We start from the raw sequence: 21,349 nt of genomic DNA, 5'->3' as shown, positions 1-21,349 counted from the left end.
AGCACTGCCGCATCAGTGTGAGGCAGTGCGGGTTGCTGACAGCATGGGGGGACGGGAATATGGACCAACTGCTGCATCATTTGCGTCATCTCGGGTTTACCGAGATGGAATCTAAAATTATGGTGGAACTCGCCCGTCAGGGATCAGCCTCAGGATATGAGGTTGCGAAGCGGCTGGGCGTGTCCCGTTCCAATGTATATGCGACCCTGCAACGGCTGGAACAGCGTGGGTTCTTGCGGTGTAGTCCGGGGGAGCCGGCGAAGTATAGTGTGCTGAAGCCGGAGGAGATGACACGTATGATCTCCGATCAAATGCGTACCTCGCTGGATTATGTTCAGAGCAGCATGCCCAAGAGTGAACCGGAAAAGCCTGTCTTCTATAACGTCGAAGGGGACAAAAATGTGTTTGAGAATCTGAGCCGTGAATTGGCCGAGGCTCAGCATGAGATTGTTGTAGACGTCTGGCGTGAAGAGGCAGAGCTGCTGCGTAATGACTTACAGCAGGCTGAAGCTCGGGGTGTGCGGCTGTTATGGTCGTGTGATGGTGGTGAAGGCATGCTGGATCAGCCTGTCCCTTGGCCAGGTTTGCCTATGTATGGTACAGGTAATGGTCGGAAATTTTCCCTGGTGGTCGATCGCCGCTGGTGCATGCTGGGCATGCGCGGGGAATCATGCGCCACACAGGCAGTGGTGACGGAGCATCCGGTAATGACCGGACTGCTGCTGAATCATTTTGCTCAAGAGCTGGTGTTGTACGAACTGGAACAGGATATGGGTGAGGAACTGGAATCCCGCTACGGGCATCGGTACGAAGAACTCTCTGCGCGTTATTGGTCTTCTCCTTCAGGAGAGGGTGACCAGAGCTAGACAGATCGGCGACTAATTCACCTCTGATGGAGTGAACATGCCAGCACAAACGTACCTATCTTGATGAAACGGATACGTGTGTACATAAAGCAGGCGCTGCCCGAAGGCAGACGCCTGTTTGTGCTGGTTTGAGATATGACAGTGATGTTCGTCACAGCATCTGTTCCCAGTCAAGTCGATAGTAAAGGTATGAAGTTATGCTATTTTTGAGAAAATGAAGCTATGAACATTCGATTGAACTGGATCGGGTTGAACAGGATCCTACATGATCACTCTTTGGGCACGTGATATAGAGCTTCGAGCACATCCGTATAATAAGCTGTACCATGGGGTACAAATTCCGTTGCCCGAATCTCGCGAACGATACGTTCCGGTTCATCAGCTACATGATCACTAGACGGGTGAGTCTGAACTCCGGTAGCTTGAATGACGTCGATCTCATTACGAAACAAAGCGAGTAGATCATCCAGCGGCACTTCATACAGGCTATCCACCTCGCTGGGCTGCAGAACGTAGGCTTCGAGCGGCTGGTTCAGACATAATCCATAGACCGCGCTGAATTCCCGATCTATGAATGGGACACCACGCACCTCTCCTTGGAGCTGCTGTGTAGCCGTGAGTAGATAGGTTAGTGCCTCGAATGGAGTATTCACACCCAGTTCTTCCTCCAGCTCACGACTGGCGTCTTGCAGTTGTTCACCTGCGGTAAGATGGCCTGCTGCTGTAATGTCGTAACATCCGGGAAAGGTATCCTTAATATCACGCCGCCGCTGAAAAAGAACCCGTCGTTGCTCGCTTTTGTCACGCACAATCCAGCAGTGGAATGAACGGTGCCAATATCCTTTGGCATGGACCTCGCTGCGTAGTGAAGTGCCGATCCAATTTTGCTGATCGTCATAAATGTCGAAACGTTCTGGGGTCATGATACGTATCTCCTTATATAGCAGATTTTAAAGTTCAAAATTTCACAAAGTATGTTTTAAACGAAAGGGGAACGATCGTATGGAATGCATTGTACACTTTCAGGTGATTTATCCGCAACCTCAGGAACGTAAAAGTCTTAGAGGACTTATATTTGTAGGGCAAGGTCAGGAACCGGCTAACAGTCAGTTAAGCAGCATGTTTAAGGATATGGGATTTAATGTACGTTTGGAAGATGAAGCCCAGTTGTTATTCAAGCCAGTGGATGCTTCGGCAAACTTTGAATATATTCGCGTGACAGAGCTTGATACTGGGGAAGAAGTTTACAAGGAAGATAAAGATCTGAAGTCGATCCTGGAGCATTTGCTGCCGCGCCGTTTCTAGTTCATGAGCATGGCTGCAAATGACATTCATGGGGGAGCACGTGTAACACATGTATGTTAGGCACAAAAAAGGCCCCACCTTTACGGTGGAACCTTCAAACCTTTAAGCTACGCAACCATTGTTAATGAAGCCCATATGGCTTGCTTTTCATACATACACCCTAGCAAGTAAGAGGTTGTCCCCCGCATCAGGATTTATATCCGTAATTGAACTCGGTGCGTCTTTATACGTTCATTGTGATTATGCTAGAGCGCCGGTTCCTTCTGCTTCCAGTTCTGAAGTACAGTGCGAGCAGCGGGTAGCTGCGGCTGGAATTTCAGATAGGCAATACTTGCAAGCCTTGGTCGTTTTTTGCGGCTCGGGCTTTTTGTGTTCTTTGCTTTTGAGATAGTTGATACCCTTCACAAGCATGAAGATACAGAACGCAACGATAAGAAAATCAATCATGACGTTGATGAACTGACCATAAGCGATTACGGTAGCCCCAGCTTCGTTGGCTTGAGCGAGTGTGGTGATTTCCTGCCCGCTGGCGGTTTTCATATCCCAATCCAGATTGAAAATCTTCTGGCTGAAATCAACCCCTCCCAGCAGTTTTCCAACCGGGGGCATGATGATATCATTCACAAGAGATGTGACGATTTTACCAAAAGCAGCCCCAATAATAACACCGACCGCCAGATCGATGACGTTGCCGCGGACGGCAAATTCCTTGAATTCTTTAAGTACGCCTTTCATGTCTGCATATCTCCTTTGATCATTTCAATTCATAATGTAGGCCGCGTTTCCATCCATTCTCCGTTCGGATCCGCGCTTCCGTTCTCATATTGTACATAAAAAATTGATTCCTATCACCCCCTGTTTGCAAATTAAGACAAGTTTCCGCAACTTCCATGAAAATACTTCTTTATTTCACGCCGCCGATTCGGTATACTTCTAACATTGTCAGTTATGTTTAACCATGTACATTCAGGTTCGCGATCATACATTGTAACGAATCATGGAGCCAAAAAATTAAATATGCCGTTACTCGTATATGTGCAGGAATAGGCCTGCATGTCTCTACCCGATCACCGGAATGATCGGACTACGGGAAAGATGTTGCAATGTTTTGTATGGTTGGCATGAGATCATTCTCAGGCAGTTTGACTGAAGAACAGGTTCAAGTGGCTTTTATCTGTTTCCGATTACACTGTTTGAAGTTTCTCACAACAGGATTGAACTCCTGTCATTCTGTCCATCCAACACACTTGCAGCATCCATGCGGCTTGTCCATATACGTACAAGTCCGTCTTTCCCGTCTCCGGTTATTCCGCAGCGTGTGAAAAGGCGGGCTTTTTGCTTTTTTACCATGCGATTGGAAGAGCGTGTGAGCTTCTGCGGAGGGCATTCAGGGGGAAGAATTACAATGCAATTGTTAAAAGATAAGGTAAGACAGGAAGGTATCGTCCTGTCCGAACAAGTACTTAAAGTGGATTCATTCCTGAACCACCAGATGGACCCGGTTCTGATGAAGGAAGTGGGCAAGGAATTCATTCGCCGCTTTGAAGGAGAGAATATAACACGTGTGCTGACGATTGAGTCGTCAGGGATTGCACCAGGTATCATGACTGCGTTGGAGCTGAACGTGCCGCTGATCTTTGCACGGAAGCAGAAGTCGCTCACACTGACGGAAGACATTCTGGTGGAGAAGGTCTACTCCTTCACGAAGCAGGAGACGAATGAAATCACCGTTGCCAAGAAATTCATGAAGCCTGGTGATCGCGTGCTGATCATTGATGATTTTCTGGCGAATGGTGAAGCAGCATTTGGTCTGGCTCGTATTGTGGAGCAGGTTGGAGCAGAAGTGGTGGGTATCGGTATTGTTATTGAAAAAGCATTCCAGCCGGGAGGTCGCTTGCTGAAAGAAGCAGGATACCGTGTGGAATCGCTGGTTCGCATCGGGGCACTGTCGGATGGACAGGTTACATTTGCGGACGAGGAGGGCACGAATTAATATGGCACGCGAACGTATTTTTCAGCGTCATCGGCATCCAATCAAAACTTTCTCACTCGGACTACAGCACGTGCTTGCGATGTATGCAGGAGCCGTCGTTGTCCCATTGATCGTTAGTAACGCATTAGGTTTTACACAGGAACAGCTAACCTATCTTATTGCCATTGACCTGCTTGCATGTGGTGTGGCTACATTGCTTCAGGTATGGGGAAATAAATATTTCGGCGTAGGGCTGCCTGTTATGCTCGGTTGTGCATTCCAGGCCGTGTCTCCGATGATCCTAATCGGGATGAACAGTGGAGTATCTGCCATTTACGGAGCGATAATTGCCTCAGGGCTGTTCGTATTGATCTTCTCCGGAATCTTTGGGAAGCTTATTCGGCTCTTTCCGCCAGTGGTTACGGGTTCGGTGGTTACGATCATTGGTTTAACCTTGATTCCGGTTGCTTTCCACGATCTGGGCGGCGGTCAGGGGTCAGAAGATTTTGGCAGCGGAGTGAACTTGTTACTCGGTTTCGGCGTGCTGCTCTTTATCATTTTAATGACTCGATTCACAACAGGTTTTATCCGTTCCATCTCGGTACTGATTGGTCTGCTCGTAGGTACGGTGGCAGCAGGGTTCATGGGTGAGGTTAATTTTGCACCTATTCGCGATGCAAGTTGGTTCCATGTTGTTCAGCCGTTTTACTTCGGCAGACCGACGTTTGAGATTGTACCTATTCTGACGATGATTCTGGTGGCAATTGTCAGCGTGGCCGAGTCCACAGGTGTATTTATGGCTCTGGGCAAAATCCTGGACAAGGACCTGTCGTCCAAGGATCTGGCGCGCGGTTATCGCGCAGAGGGTCTAGCCATTATGTTAGGTGGTATTTTCAACTCGTTCCCGTATACAACGTATTCGCAAAATGTAGGACTGGTACAGATGACACGTGTGAAGACACGTGATGTCATTGTGGTGGCTGGTGGAATCCTGGTGGTCATTGGATTTGTACCAAAAATTGCAGCCCTCGCACAGCTCGTTCCAGGGGCAGTACTTGGCGGAGCCATGGTGGCCTTGTTCGGTATGGTGGTATCATCCGGTATCCGAATAATCGGTAGTCAGGTTGATCTGAATCGTCATGAAAATCTGTTTGTCATTGCTTGTTCAGTTGGCATGGGGCTGGGAGTTACCGTTGTGCCTGAGTTGTTTGCTGGTGCACCGGACTGGGCTCAGATTATGCTCGGTAACGGCATCATTGCAGGTAGCTTCACGGCGATCTTCATGAACCTGCTGTTCAACGGTCTGGGTACCAAGGAAACGGCTGCCAAGATGGCTGAACAACAGGCAGATGCCATCCTTGGAGAAACAGGCAAGTCGGCTTAATAGCCGAAACAAACCTATAATCCAGCATGATTGTTATGTTAACGGTTTGGAATTTAACCTTAACAAGATGAACATTTAAGCAGGTTGATCCATCGTGATATACAGCATGAATGGTTTATGACATACATCATTTATACTGTGAATGTTCAACCACATGAACAAGTCACCTTTACATGCGAAACAACGAATATATGTTGAGGCCGGATATATAATAAAAAGACGATCCACAACCCATTTTAAAGGGGATGGATCGTCTTTTTTTGGATCATGTCTTCCTAAAGTTACAGATGACGCATCTGTTTCTCTGCAAAATCGCCAACCCAAGGCAGCTTTAGCCATTTCCCCTGCAGGCTGGTGACCACCATAATGAGCCAGACCACCACACCGAGCAGGGATAACAGCGATGCCACCAGTGGCCCAAACAACGGAAGAAAAGCCGATAATACATGCCCAACCATAATGATGCCAAAGACGGTTACGGATTGCAGTGCATGAAATAACACAAACCGACTCCGTTTCTCCACCGCGAGAAAGACAATGCCACCTACAAAGGTAAATAGATAACACAGCATACCGGCAATATTTTCATCCAGACCGCTAGACGATTTCATGGGGGACATCCGGTCCAGCCTCCTTTAACCTTTTTTATTAGGCTATGAAGGAGGTGGACAGAACTGAACCGGTGAATTTATCTAGCTACAAAACAAACAATATTATCTTCCGCCCTCAATCTGTCTGCGAGGGTTTGTGATCTTGCCCATTTTATCTGTATCGTTTTCTTTGGGAACCAAACGTTCATCAGTACGTCCATCATGGTGATTATCAAAAGCATACTCCGTCAGCTTCCATTCTGACTTGCCGAGAACGGGATCTGCGGGGAAGTGTTGCCCGCGATGCAGATGTTCCTCACGTCCGGCTTCGTTAATATATACTCCGTCGACTTCCACCTTTTCATGTGAAAGGGGCAGCATATCCTGTTCTTTACGTTCCATGAAACGGCGCCTCCTTTTAGATACCATTAATTTAACTGTATGGGTTGTCCGTGATAATATCCCCCGAATAGTTCAGTGTTATGCTGGATATATTAATTCCGTATAGAATGGCGGCATTCCTACATATGATTCGGAATTAAACTTTTTGGGCATGAAAACCGTTATATTTATTAGAGGAAATCGTCAAGTCGTAAGATACTTCCGAATATGCTACAATAAGATTATGATTCATTCCGAATCATATCGGGTATTTATAGTGTCAGGTACTTGCTTTCTAGCGAGGTTCCCGACCTAAAGCTTGCTTTAAGCCGCGCACACAACTTCATGGATGGCATTTAAGACTTATTCGGCATTCTCTAAACGGAGCATTCACTTTCAACGTTTTGGGAGGGAATTACAATGGCAACGAAAGGTCACAATGAGGTCAAAGAAAGTTTGAGGGAAATGACTCGGATTTTCCGTCCTAAAGATCCAAAAAAATTCGTGAAGGAGTACGTGAGAAAATACCGGATTACGGGTGGATACGAGGAAGAATTGACTTCTGTGGTTGAGCATGAGCTTGTCAAGATGGATTCTTCCGTGTCCTGAAACAACACACAACTCTGATTATACTGTTCCGATAATGAATAGAACCGTCTCCCGGGCGATAAGCTCCGGCAGGCGGTTTTTTTTGCGTTCCTGCTGCATATATATGGGAGTACACCTACAGCGGGAAGGATGAATGCATGTGGACCCTATTTTGAAAACCAAAGAAGAGATTGGCTACATGCGGGAAGCTGGACGAATTTTGCAAAGTTGTCACCAGCATATTGAGCAGTGGATGATCCCCGGTATCACGACAGCAGCGATTAATGAGCGGGTGGAGGAGTTTCTGGCAGCACGAGGAGCCACACCGGAGCAAAAAGGGTATAAAGGATATCCGTACGCGACGTGTGCCTCTGTTAATGAAGTGGTCTGCCACGGATTTCCGGGGGAAGAGGAGCTGACGAGTGGGGATGTAGTAACCATCGATATGGTGGTGAACAAAGACGGCTGGCTTGCTGACTCGGCCTGGACATATGGAATTGGTGAAACAAGCAGATCCATTCGCAAGCTGATGAGACGCACGGAGAAGGCACTTGAGCGGGCGATTGCCCAGGCAGTTCCAGGAAATACACTCGGAGATATTGGAAGTGCCATTGAACGAACAGCCAGACTGTATCGGTACGGGATCGTGAAGCCTCTCATCGGTCATGGGATTGGTCAATATATTCATGAACCCCCAAATGTTCTGCCTTATGGCAAACGCAGAACGGGCACGATGCTCACAGAGGGCATGGTTATTACGATTGAACCAATCTTTACAAAGGGCAGTTCCGGGGCCGTTGTGTGGGATGAAGATGGATGGACGGTAAGGACGGTAGATGGCAGCTGGGGGGTCCAGTATGAGCATACGGTTGCGATTACTGGGAATGGCCCCTTGATTCTGACCGATGGCACGTGAGATGAAGTCAATGAAGAAGAGGACTTGAGTTGAACTTTCTCCCAAATGCTCCATGCTGTTTTGAGCTTGAAGATGGCGGTATGGAGCGATAGGCATGTCTTCTGAAGGGATATGGAAGAGGTTTTCCATAAATTCTGATCTTTCTTTTGCATAATAGCACATGTTTTCAATGTGAGAAAAATCACCAATAAATCGAGTTTTATCACCGAAATTTGGCAAAAATTTTCAAATGTAGAGTGTAATACTTTTAACTGAAATCGTTTGCAAATCAAGTTGTAGAGCGGTTTTTTACATAAAGTGAACAATTTGTGAACATGTGTCCAAAGATTGACAAAATCATACCCTCAACTTATATTTAATAAGTGATTGAAGCATATAGAATGAATTGGAAGAATGCGCAGACATGCCCTGAGCAGGAAATCACGGGAGTACTGGAAGCGTTATTTTTGTAAGCGTTCTGTATGATGAAGAGGATTATGCGTATCGTGCTGAAACGTACCTTTTGTTGCCTTTCTACCGAACGACAACGGTAATCTACGAAAACGTAAAAAAGTGGGGTAGATCAATGATGAAACAGTGGCAGGTTGCAAAGCGAATTCTCCCCTTGCTGGCGGTGTTCTCTTTGCTGCTATCCGCATGCGGGCGGGAAGACTTGTCGGTAATGAAACCTCAGGGTCCTGTAGCGCAAGGCCAATATGATCTGATGAAGTTATCCATCGCGATTATGATCGTGGTGCTCATCATTGTATTTGCCATAGCGGCCTATGTTCTGATCCGGTTTCGTAGACGAGCCGGGCAGACTGAGATGCCCGAACAGGTTGAAGGTAATTTCAAGCTGGAAGTAATATGGACAGCCATTCCGTTATTGCTGGTTATTGTTCTGGCAGTACCGACGGTCCAAACGATTTTTGCCCAAGGCGAAGATCTGTCCAATGACAAAAACGCACTTAAGGTCCAAGTCACCTCACATCAGTACTGGTGGGAATTCACTTATCCTCAATATGACGTAACCACCGCTCAAGATCTCATCATCCCGACCGGAACAAAAATCGCATTCGAATTAAAAACCGCTGACGTGCTTCACTCCTTCTGGGTGCCGTCACTTGCGGGCAAAATGGACACAAACCCGGATGGAACACTTAACAAGTTCAGTTTCTCTGCACCGAATGAAGGCGTTTACCGCGGTAAATGTGCCGAGTTATGTGGCCGATCGCATGCTTTCATGGAGTTTAAGGTAAAAGCAGTGAGTCAGGAATCATTTGACAGATGGGTGAACCAGATGAAAGCACCCGCAGTCCTTCCTGAAGACACTCAATTGGCCGAAAAGTTCAAAACAAACTGCCTTTCTTGCCACGCTGTTGGTGATCAAGGTGGACCGGTTGCACCTAACCTGACGGGAATCGGCGGCAAGGAATCTGTCGCAGGCATTTTGCTGAATTCTCGCGAGGGACAGGAAGAAGGTAGTCCGGTACTGGATAACATGAAAGAATGGCTCCATGATCCACAATCCGTGAAGCCGGGCAATACCATGCCGAATCCCAAGGATCTTGGGTTGACGGATGAAGAAATCGACGGAATTGCCGAATATCTGGCCAACTACAAATTGGACTATGAATAGAACAGCAAGGACGAAGAAGGGGGTACACAACCTTGGCTCATGCGCATAGCGTCAAGAGGTACAGGGGCTTGATGGATTGGATCACCACCGTCGATCACAAAAAAATCGCCATTCTTTATTTGGTTGCGGGTGGATTTTTCTTTGGAATCGGCGGCATTGAAGCCATTTTGATTCGGATTCAACTGATGAAGCCTATGAATGATTTTGTATCGGCACAGGTCTTCAACGAATTGATTACAATGCATGGAACAACGATGATTTTCCTTGGTGTCATGCCACTTATTTTTGCCATTATGAATGCTGTCGTGCCTTTGCAGATCGGGGCACGGGACGTTGCTTTCCCGTTTCTTAACGCACTTGGTTTCTGGACGTTCCTGTTTGGTGGATTGTTGCTGAACCTGAGCTGGGTTATGGGCGGAGCACCGGATGCAGGCTGGACCTCATATACGCCGCTTTCGGGCAGTGAGTACAGTGGAACGCATGGTGTGGATTTCTACACCATCGGCCTTCAGATCGCGGGTCTGGGAACGCTCATCGGGGGCATTAACTTTCTCGCAACGATTATTACAATGCGTGCTCCAGGCATGTCCTACATGCGGATGCCGATGTTTACATGGACGACATTTATTACATCTGCCATTATCCTTTTTGCTTTTCCTGCCATCACGGTGGGGCTTGTACTTTTGACGTTTGACCGTATACTGGGAGCAAATTTCTTCGATGTAGCAGGTGGCGGTAACCCGGTACTTTGGCAGCACATCTTCTGGATCTTCGGGCACCCGGAAGTATACATTCTGATTTTGCCGGCATTTGGTATTATCTCGGAGGTTATTCCGACCTTCTCGCGTAAACGGTTGTTCGGATACAGCTCCATGGTATTTGCCACCATCCTGATTGCCTTCCTGGGCTTCATGGTATGGGCGCATCACATGTTTACAACAGGTCTGGGTAATGTAGCCAACGCGCTTTTCTCCATCTCCACGATGTTGATTGCCGTACCTACCGGGATCAAAATCTTTAACTGGCTCTTTACGATGTGGGGTGGACAGATCCGCTTTACCGCCGCAAACCTGTTCGCAGTTGGATTTGTTCCAACCTTCGTTATGGGTGGTGTTACAGGCGTCATGCTGGCATCTGCTCCGGCAGACTTCCAGTTCCATGATACGTACTTTGTTGTAGCCCACTTCCACTACGTTATTGTAGGGGGGCTCGTACTTGGATTGTTCTCGGGACTGCATTACTGGTGGCCGAAGATGTTCGGACGTATTCTCAGCGAAACACTGGGCAAATGGACGTTCTGGACATTTATGATCGGTTTCCAATTAACGTTCTTTGTACAGCATTTCCTCGGTCTGATGGGGATGCAGCGCCGGATCGTTACATACTTGCCGAATCAGGACTTTGACCTGCTCAATCTGGTCAGCTCCGTCGGTGCGTTTCTAATGGGTGTTGGGGTTATCATGTTCCTCGTGAACATCGTAATCACAATGAGAAAACCGGCTGGCGCGCCAAACGATCCGTGGGAAGACGGCCGTACACTGGAATGGTCTATTCCATCTCCGCCGCCTGAATATAACTTCAAGCAGACGCCGCTGGTACGCGGAATTGATGCATATTGGAAGGAAAAAATGGCAGGACATACGGAGATGACACCGGCAGAACCTGTAGGTTCGATTCATATGCCTTCAGCAACGCCGTTGCCGTTTGTAATGTCAGTAGGTATCTTTATCGCCGGACTTGGCCTGATGTTCAGCAAGGATGAATTTGGTAATGCATTTATGAATGTCATTTTTAACAATTATATTGTAGTTATTATTGGTCTCGTAATCACATTTGGCGCAATGGCACTTCGTTCACTTTATGATGATCATGGCTGGCATATTGAACCGGAGGATCAGGATGAGAAGGGGGCTAGAACATGACAACCTCACATGCCGAACCGGTGAACGACAAATTGCCGCATGAACCGGAGAAAGCAACGCTGGAAGGCCGTAACAAGCTTATCGCCTTCTGGTTGTTCCTTGGCGGCGAGACGGTACTGTTCGGTACACTCTTTGCTACCTTCCTGGCTCTTCGTGGCCAAACCAATGATGGACCTACGGCGAATGAACTGTTCCACTTGCCACTTGTGGCCGCTGCAACGTTCATTCTCCTGGTCAGTAGTTTGACAAGTGTATTTGCGATTCAGGCCATGCATAAGGGCAAGCGAGATGCACTGGCGTTGTGGCTTGGCATCACGGTAGTACTGGGTATGGGATTTCTCGCCCTGGAAATTTACGAGTTTTACGAGTATGTGAAACATAAAGAGTTTGGCATGACCACGAGTGCATTCAGTTCAGCATTCTATACACTGGTCGGGTTCCACGGAGCTCACGTTGCTTTTGGTATTGTGTGGATCGGAATCATTATCGGTCAGCTGTTCAAAAAAGGATTGACGGTCGTAACCGCACCTAAAGTATACGTCTCCGCAATGTACTGGCACTTTATTGACGTGGTCTGGGTGTTCATCTTTACGGTCGTGTACCTGCTCGGAAAGGTGGGGTAGCACATGTCGGCACAGGATAAGACAGATCAACAGCCTGTGAAACACCGTCACCGGACGGAAGGGCCACAGAAACACGTCGTGGTGTTTATCTTCTCCATTATTCTCACGCTGATTGCGTTTGCGGCTGCTTCTGCCGGAGGGGTCAACACAACCTTTATCATTATTATTTTGCTCGTCATGGCTATTCTTCAAGTATTCGTTCAGTTGGGTTATTGGATGCACTTAAAGGACAAAGGGCACTTGATGCCGATTCTGTTCATGGCCTTTGGCTTTTTCGTAGCCTTTACGTGCATCATTATGGCACTCTATTGGGTCTGGTGGTAAAAGAGATGGCGGCGGCGCATTGCTGCCGTCTTTTCCCCTTTTTGGCGAATGAATCTTCACAAAGTAATGAAGGTAACAACCAAATCAGGTCACGGGGAGGTTTCCCGTATGCTCGGGTTGCAATATTTTAGCTTTAACGACTTATGGAGTCCGCTTATATTGGCTGTATTTCTGATCATTGCTGCGGCTTATCTGGTGCTTGTGGGACCGTTAAGCGAACAAATAAAGGATGCAGAACCTGCGAGTGCTGCACAGAAAATCATGTTTATTACAGGGCTGTTTGTCCTGTATCTGGCTCAAGCTGGACCATTTAATCTGCTTGGTCACGTGATGTTTAGTTTCCACATGGTGAGCATGGCGTTCTCCTATCTGGTAGCCCCGCCGCTGATGATGAAAGGCTTGCCGATCTGGGTATGGCGCAGAATCGTACGCTGGTTGCCTACACGACAGCTATCGTTCCTGGCTCATCCGATCGTTGCGGCAGTGCTCTTTAACGGGCTGTTCTCGCTGTATCACCTACCGATTGTACATGATTACGTCATGCTGAATTTTACCGTTCACCGGTTGTATTATATTGCATTGTTCATCACCTCGATGCTCATGTGGTGGACATTGCTGAATCCGTTGCCAGAAGGCAGACAAGCATCGGGGTTATCCAAGATCGGTTTTATTTTTCTGAATATGGTACTGCTTACGCCTGCGTGTGGATTGATTATTTTTGCGGCCGAGCCGTTGTATCAGACGTACAGCAACCCGGCCGTATGGGCTGAAGCAATGCGGTATTGTGTGTCTGGAGATTCTACGGCGTTACTTCGCTCATTCGGTGGGCCTGCGTTCTTCAACTTTCTGTCTTCCGCGAAGGAAGATCAGCAGGTCGGTGGCATTGTAATGAAGTTTATTCAGGAAGGAATCTTTGCCTCCATGCTGGCTTATGTCTTTTTCCAATGGTATCGGAAAGAGAAGCAGGAAGAAGATGATGACTCGTATCCTGCAGGGGGCGCAGGGGGGCCGCTCAATCCGGCTGCCAAATAATGAAGTAATGTTCTGACAAGAGGGGGAACACACGATGGATATGTATTTTTGGCTACCAACGATCAGTACTTCTTTCATTGTGATTAGTGCAGTACTGGTGGGGATTGGATGGGTACTGATTATTCGGGGTAAACGTGAGGCTCATCAGTCCGCCATGGTAGCAGGTGCGATTGCAGCTCTAATCTTCTTTGTGATCTATATGTCTCGTACAGTGTTCGTGGGCAATACAGCTTGGGGCGGGGACCCGGATCTGGAGATCTTTTATCGGATATTTCTGATCTTTCATATTATCCTCGCTACCGTGGCAGCGATATTCGGCATCTCCACACTGGTGCTGGGGTTCAAAAAGAAGTTTGGAACACATCGCCGCTGGGGCAAGTTCACGTCCATGATCTGGTTCGGATCAGCGCTAACAGGTGTTGTTGTGTATGTTCTTCTATATCTCTTATATCCTGGTGGTCATACACGTCCGGTATGGGAAGTTATCCTCGGCGTATAAAGTATAGATACAACCTCCTACTACTCGGGCGTGCGTCACTATAACCTTCTGAAAATATGAAAATGGACGAATCTAGTAGATGATTCGTCCACTCTTCCTCTCTCATTCATTCATAGAATGAGTTTGAGAGGGGGAAACAAAATGAAAAAAACAGTCAATGTCAGTCAAACGTATCCACGTCTTACCGTGTATTCAGAAGAGAACTACAGAGGGAGAAGCCGCATCTATCGTGGCAATACGGGGCTCCGCAACCTGGACAATATTTTGGATGGGGTGGAGAGCCTGCGCTTTTTCTCAACAAGTTCCAATGCAACACTGGTTGTGTTTACACGTCCTAACTTCCAAGGTGGATTCCGGGTCTTCCGTGGCAACACCAACTTGAGAGATTTGGATGATCTGATCCGTGGCAATGATGTGGAATCCCTGATCTCCACCAATCAACGGTTAACGCTGGCTCAGATTCGCGCAATCCGCAGGGATCGCAGTCTGCCTAGTGGTTACAACCTCGTTTAATCGTAAGACCTCTTCTGTAAACAGGTGCTAGAGAACGGCAAAGGGCTGTACCCGAATTGTGTTTACACAATAATGGGTACAGCCCTTCTTTTGTGATTGGGGAATGATGTTTAATCCCCGCCACCCCCACTGTCTCCGCCGCCACTATCCCCACTGCTGTCGTTGCTGCTACCACTATCGCTGTTGTGATGAGAATGTGTACCTGATGAAGAATCCGAATCATGATGTTTGTGATCCGGTGTGTGTCTGGAATGTCGATCGTAGGAGTCATCTCCCATAATGACCGGATATCCCGAAGCAGAGTCGGTATAACCGTTGTTACGGCGGATGCGGTGTCTGCCTTAATCCGATCTCTACCAGTCAATCCATAGCTGTAACCTTCCTTTCTTTGATTCATTACTATAATTTATTTTAACGTAAATTCGTACTGTGACCCATCCCGTCTTCCTGATTCAGGAAAATTAGGGGTTGACGGGATGGGAATTGGGTCTATATACTGTGTATATTGATATATACAGTAATCACAGTAAGCAACATGAGTGAATGACAGGTGAAAGGCAGGCATGCATATGAACGAATGGAAGCAGGCGTGGTGGTTGACCCGCAGCCAGATGAGTAAGGATAAGCTCCAATGGCTATGGTCTGCAATATTCATGATATACACTGGCGGCATGAGCGGTGTGATGTTAGTAGGACAACAACAGACAGATTTCATTAATCCAGTAGTGGATTCCTTCTTTTTGATTATGTTGCCATTTCAAGGATTTATGTTCTGCAGGCGCTCCTTCCGTTACATACATGAGGATTCTTATACGCAGATGCTGGCCTACTATCGTAGAATTCCCATCCCTGAACAAGTGGTGATGTGGTCCAGGCTACAGCAGTCTCTGATGGCGTTTACGTACAATGGAATCTTTTTCTACGGATCGTTATACGTGGTTAACCTTCATGCCGAAGGATTCCGATGGGATCAGTATCTGGCATTTAGCCTTACCTGTACAGGTTATGGCCTTTTGGTAACAGGATTTTATATTTACGGAGAGTTTCTGAACAGTGGCAAGAAATACTTGCTTCTCAGTACACTTTTTATACCAGTCGCCATTGGCATATCCATACTGATTCGAATGTCAGGCAGTTACGGATTGCGGATTGTAATGGATGGAAGTAAATCATGGGGGCTGCTTTCCCCGATCATGTGGATTTCTCTGGTGGCTGGCATAGCGGGATTATGGCTGTCTAGTCGTTTTACGCTGAAGAAGCTGGTTCATCGGGATTTGAATTAAAATGAGAATTGAGCTTATGTACGAATACAGGATGAAACCGGCACGGTCAGGTAACAGACTGGAGTGTACCGGAGGGCGAGGTGCAAGATGTGAAAATACCCATTCAAATTAATGAAAATAGCGCTGAACCTTTATACCACCAAATTGAAAATCAGTTAAGATCGTTGATAATTACGGGTCAGTTGGGGGAGGGAACACATTTGCCGTCCATTCGTGAGTTCGCCGGAGCACTGAATTGCAGTGTTATTACGGTTAGACGGGTCTATCAGGATCTGGAGAATGAAGGCTTGCTTCGTACGAAGCAGGGGACAGGTACATTTGTGGCCCAGGTAGAAGCCGGCGACAGAGAAAATTATAGATTAAAGGCTGCACAGGAAGCGATGCAGGCAGCGGTGCAGTCCGGGAAATCGGTAGGCTGTACGAAAGAAGAGATGGAGAGCCTGTTCCGGGAAGTCCTGAAGGCTATTTACGTAAAGTAAGGGAGTGATTCATACGTGGAACCCATAGCAATCCAGTTGAACGGCGTATCCAAAATGCGAAAACGCAGAGTTATTGGCCCAATTGATCTGACCATCCCCGAAGGGTATATAGTCGCTATTCTCGGTCACAACGGTTCAGGCAAAAGCACCCTTCTTAACATGTTACAGCAAGTGGTGCTGCCAGATGCTGGGCAGATTATATGGTTTGGTCAGGAACATGAGGGGCCACTTCCCATTGAACTGAGACAACAGATTGGTTTTGTAGCAGATAACGCTGGTTCAGAAGAGAACCGGATAACAGCACAGGAAGCAGCCCATTTCCGGGCGTACTGGTACCCACGTTGGGATATGAAGTTGTTCGACCAACTGATTCAGGATATGGAAGTACCTATTGATGTGAAGCTGAACAAGATGTCCAAGGGAGAAAGGCGAAAATTTGAGATTGCAGCTGCAATTGCAGCTCGCCCAAGACTATTGCTTTTGGATGAGCCTTCATCAGGACTGGACCCCTTTGCCTGGAAAGTGATGGTTGAGCAGTTCCGTACCTTCATGGCGGGGGGAGACACCACGATTCTGATTGCCACACATATTGCAGACGAAGTCAAAAGGCTTGCGGATTACATCGTATTGATGCACCGTGGTCAGTCACTGGGGATGGCCGAGAAAGATATGGTGCTCGATCAGTGGAAAGAAGTCTGGTATGAAGGAGATTTAAGGCCAGAAAGTATTCCTGGTGTTGTGGAATCTTCTTTGGAAGAGGGAGGTCTGGTTCGCGTAATTACAACCCGGGTCAGCGAGGCGCAGGAGAGGCTGGAGCTGTCCAATAACCGGGTATTGAAAATCCGTAACTTGGAATTGGATGAAGTGCTGGCATTCTGGATTGCCGGGTATGCACCCGTACAGTGGAAATAACCGAAGGGAGACGATAAATGATGAACCGATTGGAATTGGAGCAAGTCGTCAAGCAATATGCAGACAAAACAGCTGTTAATGGAGTCACGCTCAATGTAAAAGAGGGGGAGATTTACGGACTGCTCGGAGCCAATGGTGCAGGTAAAACGACAACAATGCGTATGGTGCTTGGACTGATTCACCCTGACGGAGGGAATATCCTGTACAACGGCAAGCCCTATAATACGGAGCTGCAACAGATTATGGGTTATCTTCCGGAAGAGCGCGGATTGTACCCGAAGGTGAAAGTCAGCGAACAGATTAATTACCTGGCACGACTTCGTGGCATGAATGGTAAGGACGCAGATCAGAGTCTCAAGTACTGGCTGAATCGGTTTGAGGTACCTGAGTATTACGATAAGAAGATCGAGGAGTTATCCAAAGGTAATCAGCAGAAAATGGGCTTTATCGCAGCCGTAGTGCATAGACCGCAGATTCTCATTCTGGATGAAGCGTTCAGTGGACTGGATCCTGTGAACGTGGAATTACTCAAGTCCACCGTCAAAGAATTGCGTGACGAAGGCACGGCCATTCTGTTCTCAACACACCGTATGGAGCACGTTGAAGAGTTGTGTCGTCAGATCACCATTCTGCATCGTTCCAACACGGTGGTTCAAGGAGAGATCAAGGAGATCAAGAGCCGATATCCGCGTGAACAGGTATTCCTGGGTACGATTGGTAGTGTGGAAGGACTCGAACAGTTGTCTGGTGTGAAGAAAGTCGAGCGGAATGAGCGTGGGTACCTGATACATATTAGTCAGGTGGAAGCGGCTCAAGAGATTCTGAGAACAGCCATGACTCAGACGACAGTGGAACACTTTGAACTGAAGGAACCAACGCTTAACCAAATCTTTATTCGTGAGGTAGGTGAGTCGAATGAATAAAATGGGAACGATTACGGGTTTTACATTCAAAAACAAAGTTAAAACGAAATCATTCATGGTAACGACCATTGTACTTGCACTTTTAATTTCAATCGGACTCAATGTTCCGTATTTCATTACCTTATTCAACGGGGGTCCCATTGGCGGAGCTTCCAGCAGCAATCCTGTAAATATCGGTCTTCTGAGTACAGGACAGCCTGAAGTTTCGGAGAAACTGGAGAGCTTCTCTGCGGCTCAAGGAGATCAGGCCTATCGATTCATTGCCAGTGGTGACAAAAATGAGGCTGCTCTTGCGGCGGATGTGGAAGCAGGACTTACCGATGGTTATCTGAAGTTTGAAGCTGTTTCCGGGCAAGAGTTCCCGCAGCCCATTCTATATTCAGCAGAAGACGTATCACCTCAGATCATTGCATCCATTGAAGCAGCGTTGCAGAGTGTGAAGCTGGATGTGGTTGTGAAGGATGTACTCACAGCGGAGCAGAAGGAACTGATTACAACACCTGTGAAGCTCACCGAGCAAAGTTTGAGTACGGATGAGAGCGGAGCAGGTACTGAGTCTGAAGGTGCAATGAGCCCGATTAACTATATTGTGGTGTACTTGCTGATCATCCTGCTGTTTACCTCGACGATGATGACAGGTAACATGATTGCCTCCGAGATCACAGCTGAGAAGAGCTCACGTATTATGGAGATTCTGATTACAAGTGTATCACCGCTCAGTCAGATGTTTGGTAAAATCATCGGGATCTTCATGGTAGGTATGCTGCAAATTGGAATCTTCGGAGCAGTGGTTGCCGGAAATATCTTACTACCGCATAACCGTGCAGTTTTAGGTGATTTCAATATGAATCTGAGTGATGTGAATATTGCGGTTATTGTGTATGGACTCATATTCTACATTCTGGGCTACTTCCTGTATGCCGTGTTGTTCGCTGCCATTGGATCAATGGTAAGCCGTACGGAAGAACTCGGTCAGGCTGTTCTGCCGATTACGATGTTGTCGCTCGTTTCCTTCTATATTGCGATCTTCAGTATTTCTACACCGAACATTCTGTTGTTGAAAATCGCAAGCTTCATTCCATTCACGTCGCCGACTGCGATTCTGGTTCGAATCGGCGCAGGAGTTGCGCCAACTTGGGAGATTCTAACGTCCTTAGCGATTCTCATTGTATCCATTATCGTTTTCGGATGGCTTGCAGCCAAAATCTATCGCACAGGTGTGTTGATGTACGGTAAACGCCCAACCTTTAAGGAATTGTTTAAAGCGATGAAGGCTTATAAGATCTAGGTTGAGTGTTTGAAGGGGAGGAGAGGATGAGGGATTGGATAAAGTGCTGCTCCGTTTTGGAGTGGCACCAATTCCCATCTTTAACCGTAGTATCTAAGTATGTCTATTCTATTAAAAATTGGATTGGCAACTATATTCAATAAAGGAGAATACATAATATGAAGAATTGGAAACGCACGCTATTATCTCTTACAATCTCGGTAGGTTTGCTCGCATCTGCGGTACCGGCAATGGCAGCTTCTCAGGGAACTTCCGTAAAGGTCAATGATCATGCGGTGAAATATGCTACAGGAGCGCCGATCCTGGAAAAAGGCACAACACTGGTTCCGCTGCGCACTACGCTGGATGCCATGGACGTGAAGCTAACAACTGCGACAGATGATACGATCACGGCTGTAGTAGATGGCAAAACGATTACACTCAAAAGCAAGCTTACACGGATCAACGGTGTAACGTATGCGCCAATCCGCATCGTTGGTGATGCAGCGGGTTATGAAGTACGCTGGGATGCTGCAACGCGCACAGTACTGTTGGTATCCAAGGGCGGAGCAAGCGAAACTGCTCAAACCGGTGGACGCGGCTTTATGTGGGAAGTTGAAAGCAATGGCAACACGGTCTATCTGGTAGGGTCCATGCATATTGCTGATGAGAGCTTCTATCCATTACGTCCGGAGTTTGAAGAAGCCTTTGCGGAAGCTGACTATCTCGGGGTGGAGATTGATATTAGCAAAGCCGCTGATGAAGAGCAGCAAAAGCTGGTTCTAAGTCTGGGTTCGTATCAAGATGGAACAACACTGAAAGATCACATTTCCAGTGAAACGTATACTAAGCTGGGTGATGTATTGAAGAAAAATGGTCTGGAGTCTAACGCTTTGGATGCATTTAAGCCTTGGGTAGTGGAAAGCACACTCACAAGTTTGAAGTCCACAACGGCTGGATACGAATCGTCAGCAGGAGTGGATCTGTATTTCATCCAGAAAGCGATCGAGCGCAAACTTCCAGTTATTGAGTTGGAGAGTTATCAATCTCAACTTGGCATGTTTAACGACTTCTCCAAAGAAACACAAGAGGAAACACTGAAAGCGACAATCGAAAACTTCGACGTGTTGGATAACAGTGTGAAAGAAATGGCTGAGATGTGGAAAACGGGTAATGACGAGCAACTACTTGAACTGACAAACAGCTTCTCCACTAATGAGGAATATAACAAAGCAATGCTGGTTGATCGTAACATTGGTATGGCGGACAAAATCGATGGTTACTTGAAAAACGGCAAAGGCGAGGAGTATTTCATTGTTGTTGGTGCGGCACACTACCTGGGTGATCACGGTATCGTGAAATTGCTTGAAGATAAAGGATATAAAGTAGAACGTAAGTAAATATAGATAGATTACTATAGAAGGTAACCCATTCGTCTCGAATAAGAGAGTTGAGAGGGTTACCTTCTTACTATATAGAAGAAAGACAGATTAGATAGTGAAGATCAAGTGCATGATAACACAATTGAACATATGATTACATTGTAGATTCAAGGTCCTTAATAGGGTTAGATTGTAGAATTAATATTTTTGGAAAATAACTCTTTACAAGTACGTGTGCTGCATGGTATATTCTATTTCCGGCCAAAAAACACGAGAAACACGGTGCGGCAAGCGAATGAAATAAGCTTCGAAAGAAACTTAAAAAAAGAGCTTGCAAAGTTGGTTCGGACATGATATTATATAAGAGTTGCTGAAGAGAATGACATTCAGTAACAAAACAAGTTTGATCTTTGAAAACTGAACAACGAGTGAGTAAACATTCTGCTTGCAGAATGAACGCAAAAGTTTGAGACAGGCCTTGGCTTGAATCGACTGGAGCACAAATGAGATTTTTAATCTCGTCAGATTCAAAATGAGCTTATCGCTCTTTTCAATACTTTATTGGAGAGT

At 46.8% G+C, this 21,349-nt stretch carries 24 protein-coding genes and 1 riboswitch; of the genes, 19 read left to right on the top strand and 5 right to left on the bottom strand.

Translation table 11 applies throughout. The features are described from left to right. Positions 1–59 precede the first annotated feature (59 nt). Positions 60–866 carry a TrmB family transcriptional regulator gene (locus J2X75_RS21840; RefSeq protein ID WP_101315035.1) on the top strand — a complete coding sequence of 269 codons (807 nt, stop codon included), beginning with the start codon at positions 60–62 and terminating at the stop codon, positions 864–866. A gap of 269 nt (positions 867–1,135) precedes the next feature. Here the strand turns inward: J2X75_RS21840 and J2X75_RS21835 are convergent, their stop codons facing one another. After that, positions 1,136–1,789, bottom strand: a complete 654-nt coding sequence (locus J2X75_RS21835) for an NUDIX hydrolase (RefSeq protein WP_310339998.1) — start codon at positions 1,787–1,789, stop codon at positions 1,136–1,138. A gap of 79 nt (positions 1,790–1,868) precedes the next feature. Here J2X75_RS21835 and J2X75_RS21830 point away from each other — a divergent pair, with 79 nt between their 5' ends. Further along, positions 1,869–2,171: a hypothetical protein gene (locus J2X75_RS21830; RefSeq protein WP_017690846.1), complete on the top strand. Its 303-nt coding sequence runs from the start codon at positions 1,869–1,871 to the stop codon at positions 2,169–2,171. A 240-nt stretch (positions 2,172–2,411) separates the two neighbouring features. Here the strand turns inward: J2X75_RS21830 and mscL are convergent, their stop codons facing one another. Further along, a complete protein-coding gene (gene mscL, locus J2X75_RS21825; RefSeq protein WP_310339995.1) occupies positions 2,412–2,906 on the bottom strand; it encodes a large conductance mechanosensitive channel protein MscL in 495 nt (164 codons plus the stop codon). Positions 2,907–3,178: 272 nt separating this feature from the next. Further along, positions 3,179–3,278, top strand: a riboswitch (purine riboswitch). A gap of 298 nt (positions 3,279–3,576) precedes the next feature. Here mscL and J2X75_RS21820 point away from each other — a divergent pair. Together J2X75_RS21820 and J2X75_RS21815 are read left to right on the top strand one after the other, a co-directional pair. Further along, positions 3,577–4,164 carry a xanthine phosphoribosyltransferase gene (locus J2X75_RS21820; protein ID WP_036613196.1) on the top strand — a complete coding sequence of 196 codons (588 nt, stop codon included), beginning with the start codon at positions 3,577–3,579 and terminating at the stop codon, positions 4,162–4,164. A 1-nt stretch (position 4,165) separates the two neighbouring features. Beyond that, the gene (locus J2X75_RS21815; RefSeq protein WP_310339992.1) at positions 4,166–5,527 is read left to right on the top strand and encodes a nucleobase:cation symporter-2 family protein; all 1,362 of its coding nucleotides are present in this window, start codon (positions 4,166–4,168) and stop codon (positions 5,525–5,527) included. Positions 5,528–5,808: 281 nt separating this feature from the next. Here J2X75_RS21815 and J2X75_RS21810 read toward each other — a convergent pair whose 3' ends face one another. Continuing rightward, positions 5,809–6,147 (bottom strand): DUF4870 domain-containing protein, encoded by a 339-nt coding sequence (locus J2X75_RS21810; RefSeq protein WP_062837331.1) that lies wholly within the window; start codon positions 6,145–6,147, stop codon positions 5,809–5,811. 93 nt (positions 6,148–6,240) lie between these two features. Beyond that, entirely contained in the window at positions 6,241–6,519 is a 279-nt protein-coding gene (locus J2X75_RS21805; protein WP_150364055.1) for a transposase, read from the bottom strand. A 399-nt stretch (positions 6,520–6,918) separates the two neighbouring features. On the opposite strand from J2X75_RS21805, the gene J2X75_RS21800 reads away from it, so the two are divergent. From J2X75_RS21800 to J2X75_RS21760, 9 genes are all read left to right on the top strand, one after another. After that, positions 6,919–7,107 carry a hypothetical protein gene (locus J2X75_RS21800; protein ID WP_017690840.1) on the top strand — a complete coding sequence of 63 codons (189 nt, stop codon included), beginning with the start codon at positions 6,919–6,921 and terminating at the stop codon, positions 7,105–7,107. Positions 7,108–7,240: 133 nt separating this feature from the next. After that, entirely contained in the window at positions 7,241–8,002 is a 762-nt protein-coding gene (gene map / locus J2X75_RS21795; RefSeq protein WP_310339988.1) for a type I methionyl aminopeptidase, read from the top strand. Positions 8,003–8,567: 565 nt separating this feature from the next. Further along, positions 8,568–9,620 (top strand): cytochrome c oxidase subunit II, encoded by a 1,053-nt coding sequence (gene coxB, locus J2X75_RS21790; RefSeq protein WP_047840266.1) that lies wholly within the window; start codon positions 8,568–8,570, stop codon positions 9,618–9,620. A gap of 71 nt (positions 9,621–9,691) precedes the next feature. After that, positions 9,692–11,542 (top strand): cytochrome c oxidase subunit I, encoded by a 1,851-nt coding sequence (gene ctaD, locus J2X75_RS21785; protein ID WP_371129104.1) that lies wholly within the window; start codon positions 9,692–9,694, stop codon positions 11,540–11,542. Beyond that, entirely contained in the window at positions 11,539–12,165 is a 627-nt protein-coding gene (locus J2X75_RS21780; RefSeq protein ID WP_047840264.1) for a cytochrome c oxidase subunit 3, read from the top strand. Before ctaD ends, J2X75_RS21780 begins: the two co-directional genes overlap by 4 nt. Before the next feature lie 3 nt (positions 12,166–12,168). Next, a complete protein-coding gene (locus tag J2X75_RS21775; protein WP_036613178.1) occupies positions 12,169–12,489 on the top strand; it encodes a cytochrome C oxidase subunit IV family protein in 321 nt (106 codons plus the stop codon). Positions 12,490–12,597: 108 nt separating this feature from the next. Further along, a complete protein-coding gene (gene ctaG / locus J2X75_RS21770) occupies positions 12,598–13,521 on the top strand; it encodes a cytochrome c oxidase assembly factor CtaG (protein ID WP_310339982.1) in 924 nt (307 codons plus the stop codon). Between the two features lie 34 nt (positions 13,522–13,555). Continuing rightward, on the top strand, positions 13,556–14,020 hold the full coding sequence (locus tag J2X75_RS21765) for a DUF420 domain-containing protein (RefSeq protein ID WP_036613174.1): 465 nt from the start codon (positions 13,556–13,558) through the stop codon (positions 14,018–14,020). A 141-nt stretch (positions 14,021–14,161) separates the two neighbouring features. Beyond that, positions 14,162–14,533, top strand: a complete 372-nt coding sequence (locus J2X75_RS21760; protein ID WP_036613171.1) for a hypothetical protein — start codon at positions 14,162–14,164, stop codon at positions 14,531–14,533. 110 nt (positions 14,534–14,643) lie between these two features. Here J2X75_RS21760 and J2X75_RS21755 read toward each other — a convergent pair whose 3' ends face one another. Beyond that, positions 14,644–14,811 (bottom strand): hypothetical protein, encoded by a 168-nt coding sequence (locus J2X75_RS21755; RefSeq protein ID WP_310339977.1) that lies wholly within the window; start codon positions 14,809–14,811, stop codon positions 14,644–14,646. Between the two features lie 291 nt (positions 14,812–15,102). Here J2X75_RS21755 and J2X75_RS21750 point away from each other — a divergent pair, with 291 nt between their 5' ends. From J2X75_RS21750 to J2X75_RS21725, 6 genes are all read left to right on the top strand, one after another. Continuing rightward, the gene (locus tag J2X75_RS21750; RefSeq protein ID WP_310339974.1) at positions 15,103–15,816 is read left to right on the top strand and encodes a hypothetical protein; all 714 of its coding nucleotides are present in this window, start codon (positions 15,103–15,105) and stop codon (positions 15,814–15,816) included. Positions 15,817–15,905: 89 nt separating this feature from the next. After that, positions 15,906–16,295 carry a GntR family transcriptional regulator gene (locus J2X75_RS21745; RefSeq protein ID WP_310340442.1) on the top strand — a complete coding sequence of 130 codons (390 nt, stop codon included), beginning with the start codon at positions 15,906–15,908 and terminating at the stop codon, positions 16,293–16,295. Positions 16,296–16,310: 15 nt separating this feature from the next. Further along, positions 16,311–17,207 (top strand): ATP-binding cassette domain-containing protein, encoded by an 897-nt coding sequence (locus J2X75_RS21740; RefSeq protein ID WP_310339972.1) that lies wholly within the window; start codon positions 16,311–16,313, stop codon positions 17,205–17,207. A 20-nt stretch (positions 17,208–17,227) separates the two neighbouring features. Next, a complete protein-coding gene (locus J2X75_RS21735; protein WP_310340439.1) occupies positions 17,228–18,130 on the top strand; it encodes an ABC transporter ATP-binding protein in 903 nt (300 codons plus the stop codon). After that, positions 18,123–19,418 (top strand): ABC transporter permease, encoded by a 1,296-nt coding sequence (locus J2X75_RS21730; RefSeq protein WP_310339971.1) that lies wholly within the window; start codon positions 18,123–18,125, stop codon positions 19,416–19,418. Before J2X75_RS21735 ends, J2X75_RS21730 begins: the two co-directional genes overlap by 8 nt. Positions 19,419–19,576: 158 nt before the next feature. After that, positions 19,577–20,797 (top strand): TraB/GumN family protein, encoded by a 1,221-nt coding sequence (locus tag J2X75_RS21725; RefSeq protein WP_310339969.1) that lies wholly within the window; start codon positions 19,577–19,579, stop codon positions 20,795–20,797. Positions 20,798–21,349 lie beyond the last annotated feature (552 nt).

This window comes from Paenibacillus sp. 2003 (genome assembly GCF_031455635.1).
GTDB lineage: Bacteria > Bacillota > Bacilli > Paenibacillales > Paenibacillaceae > Paenibacillus > Paenibacillus amylolyticus_B.
The sequence above is the reverse complement of the archived record's forward strand: the minus strand, read 5'-3'. Positions and strand labels throughout refer to the sequence as shown.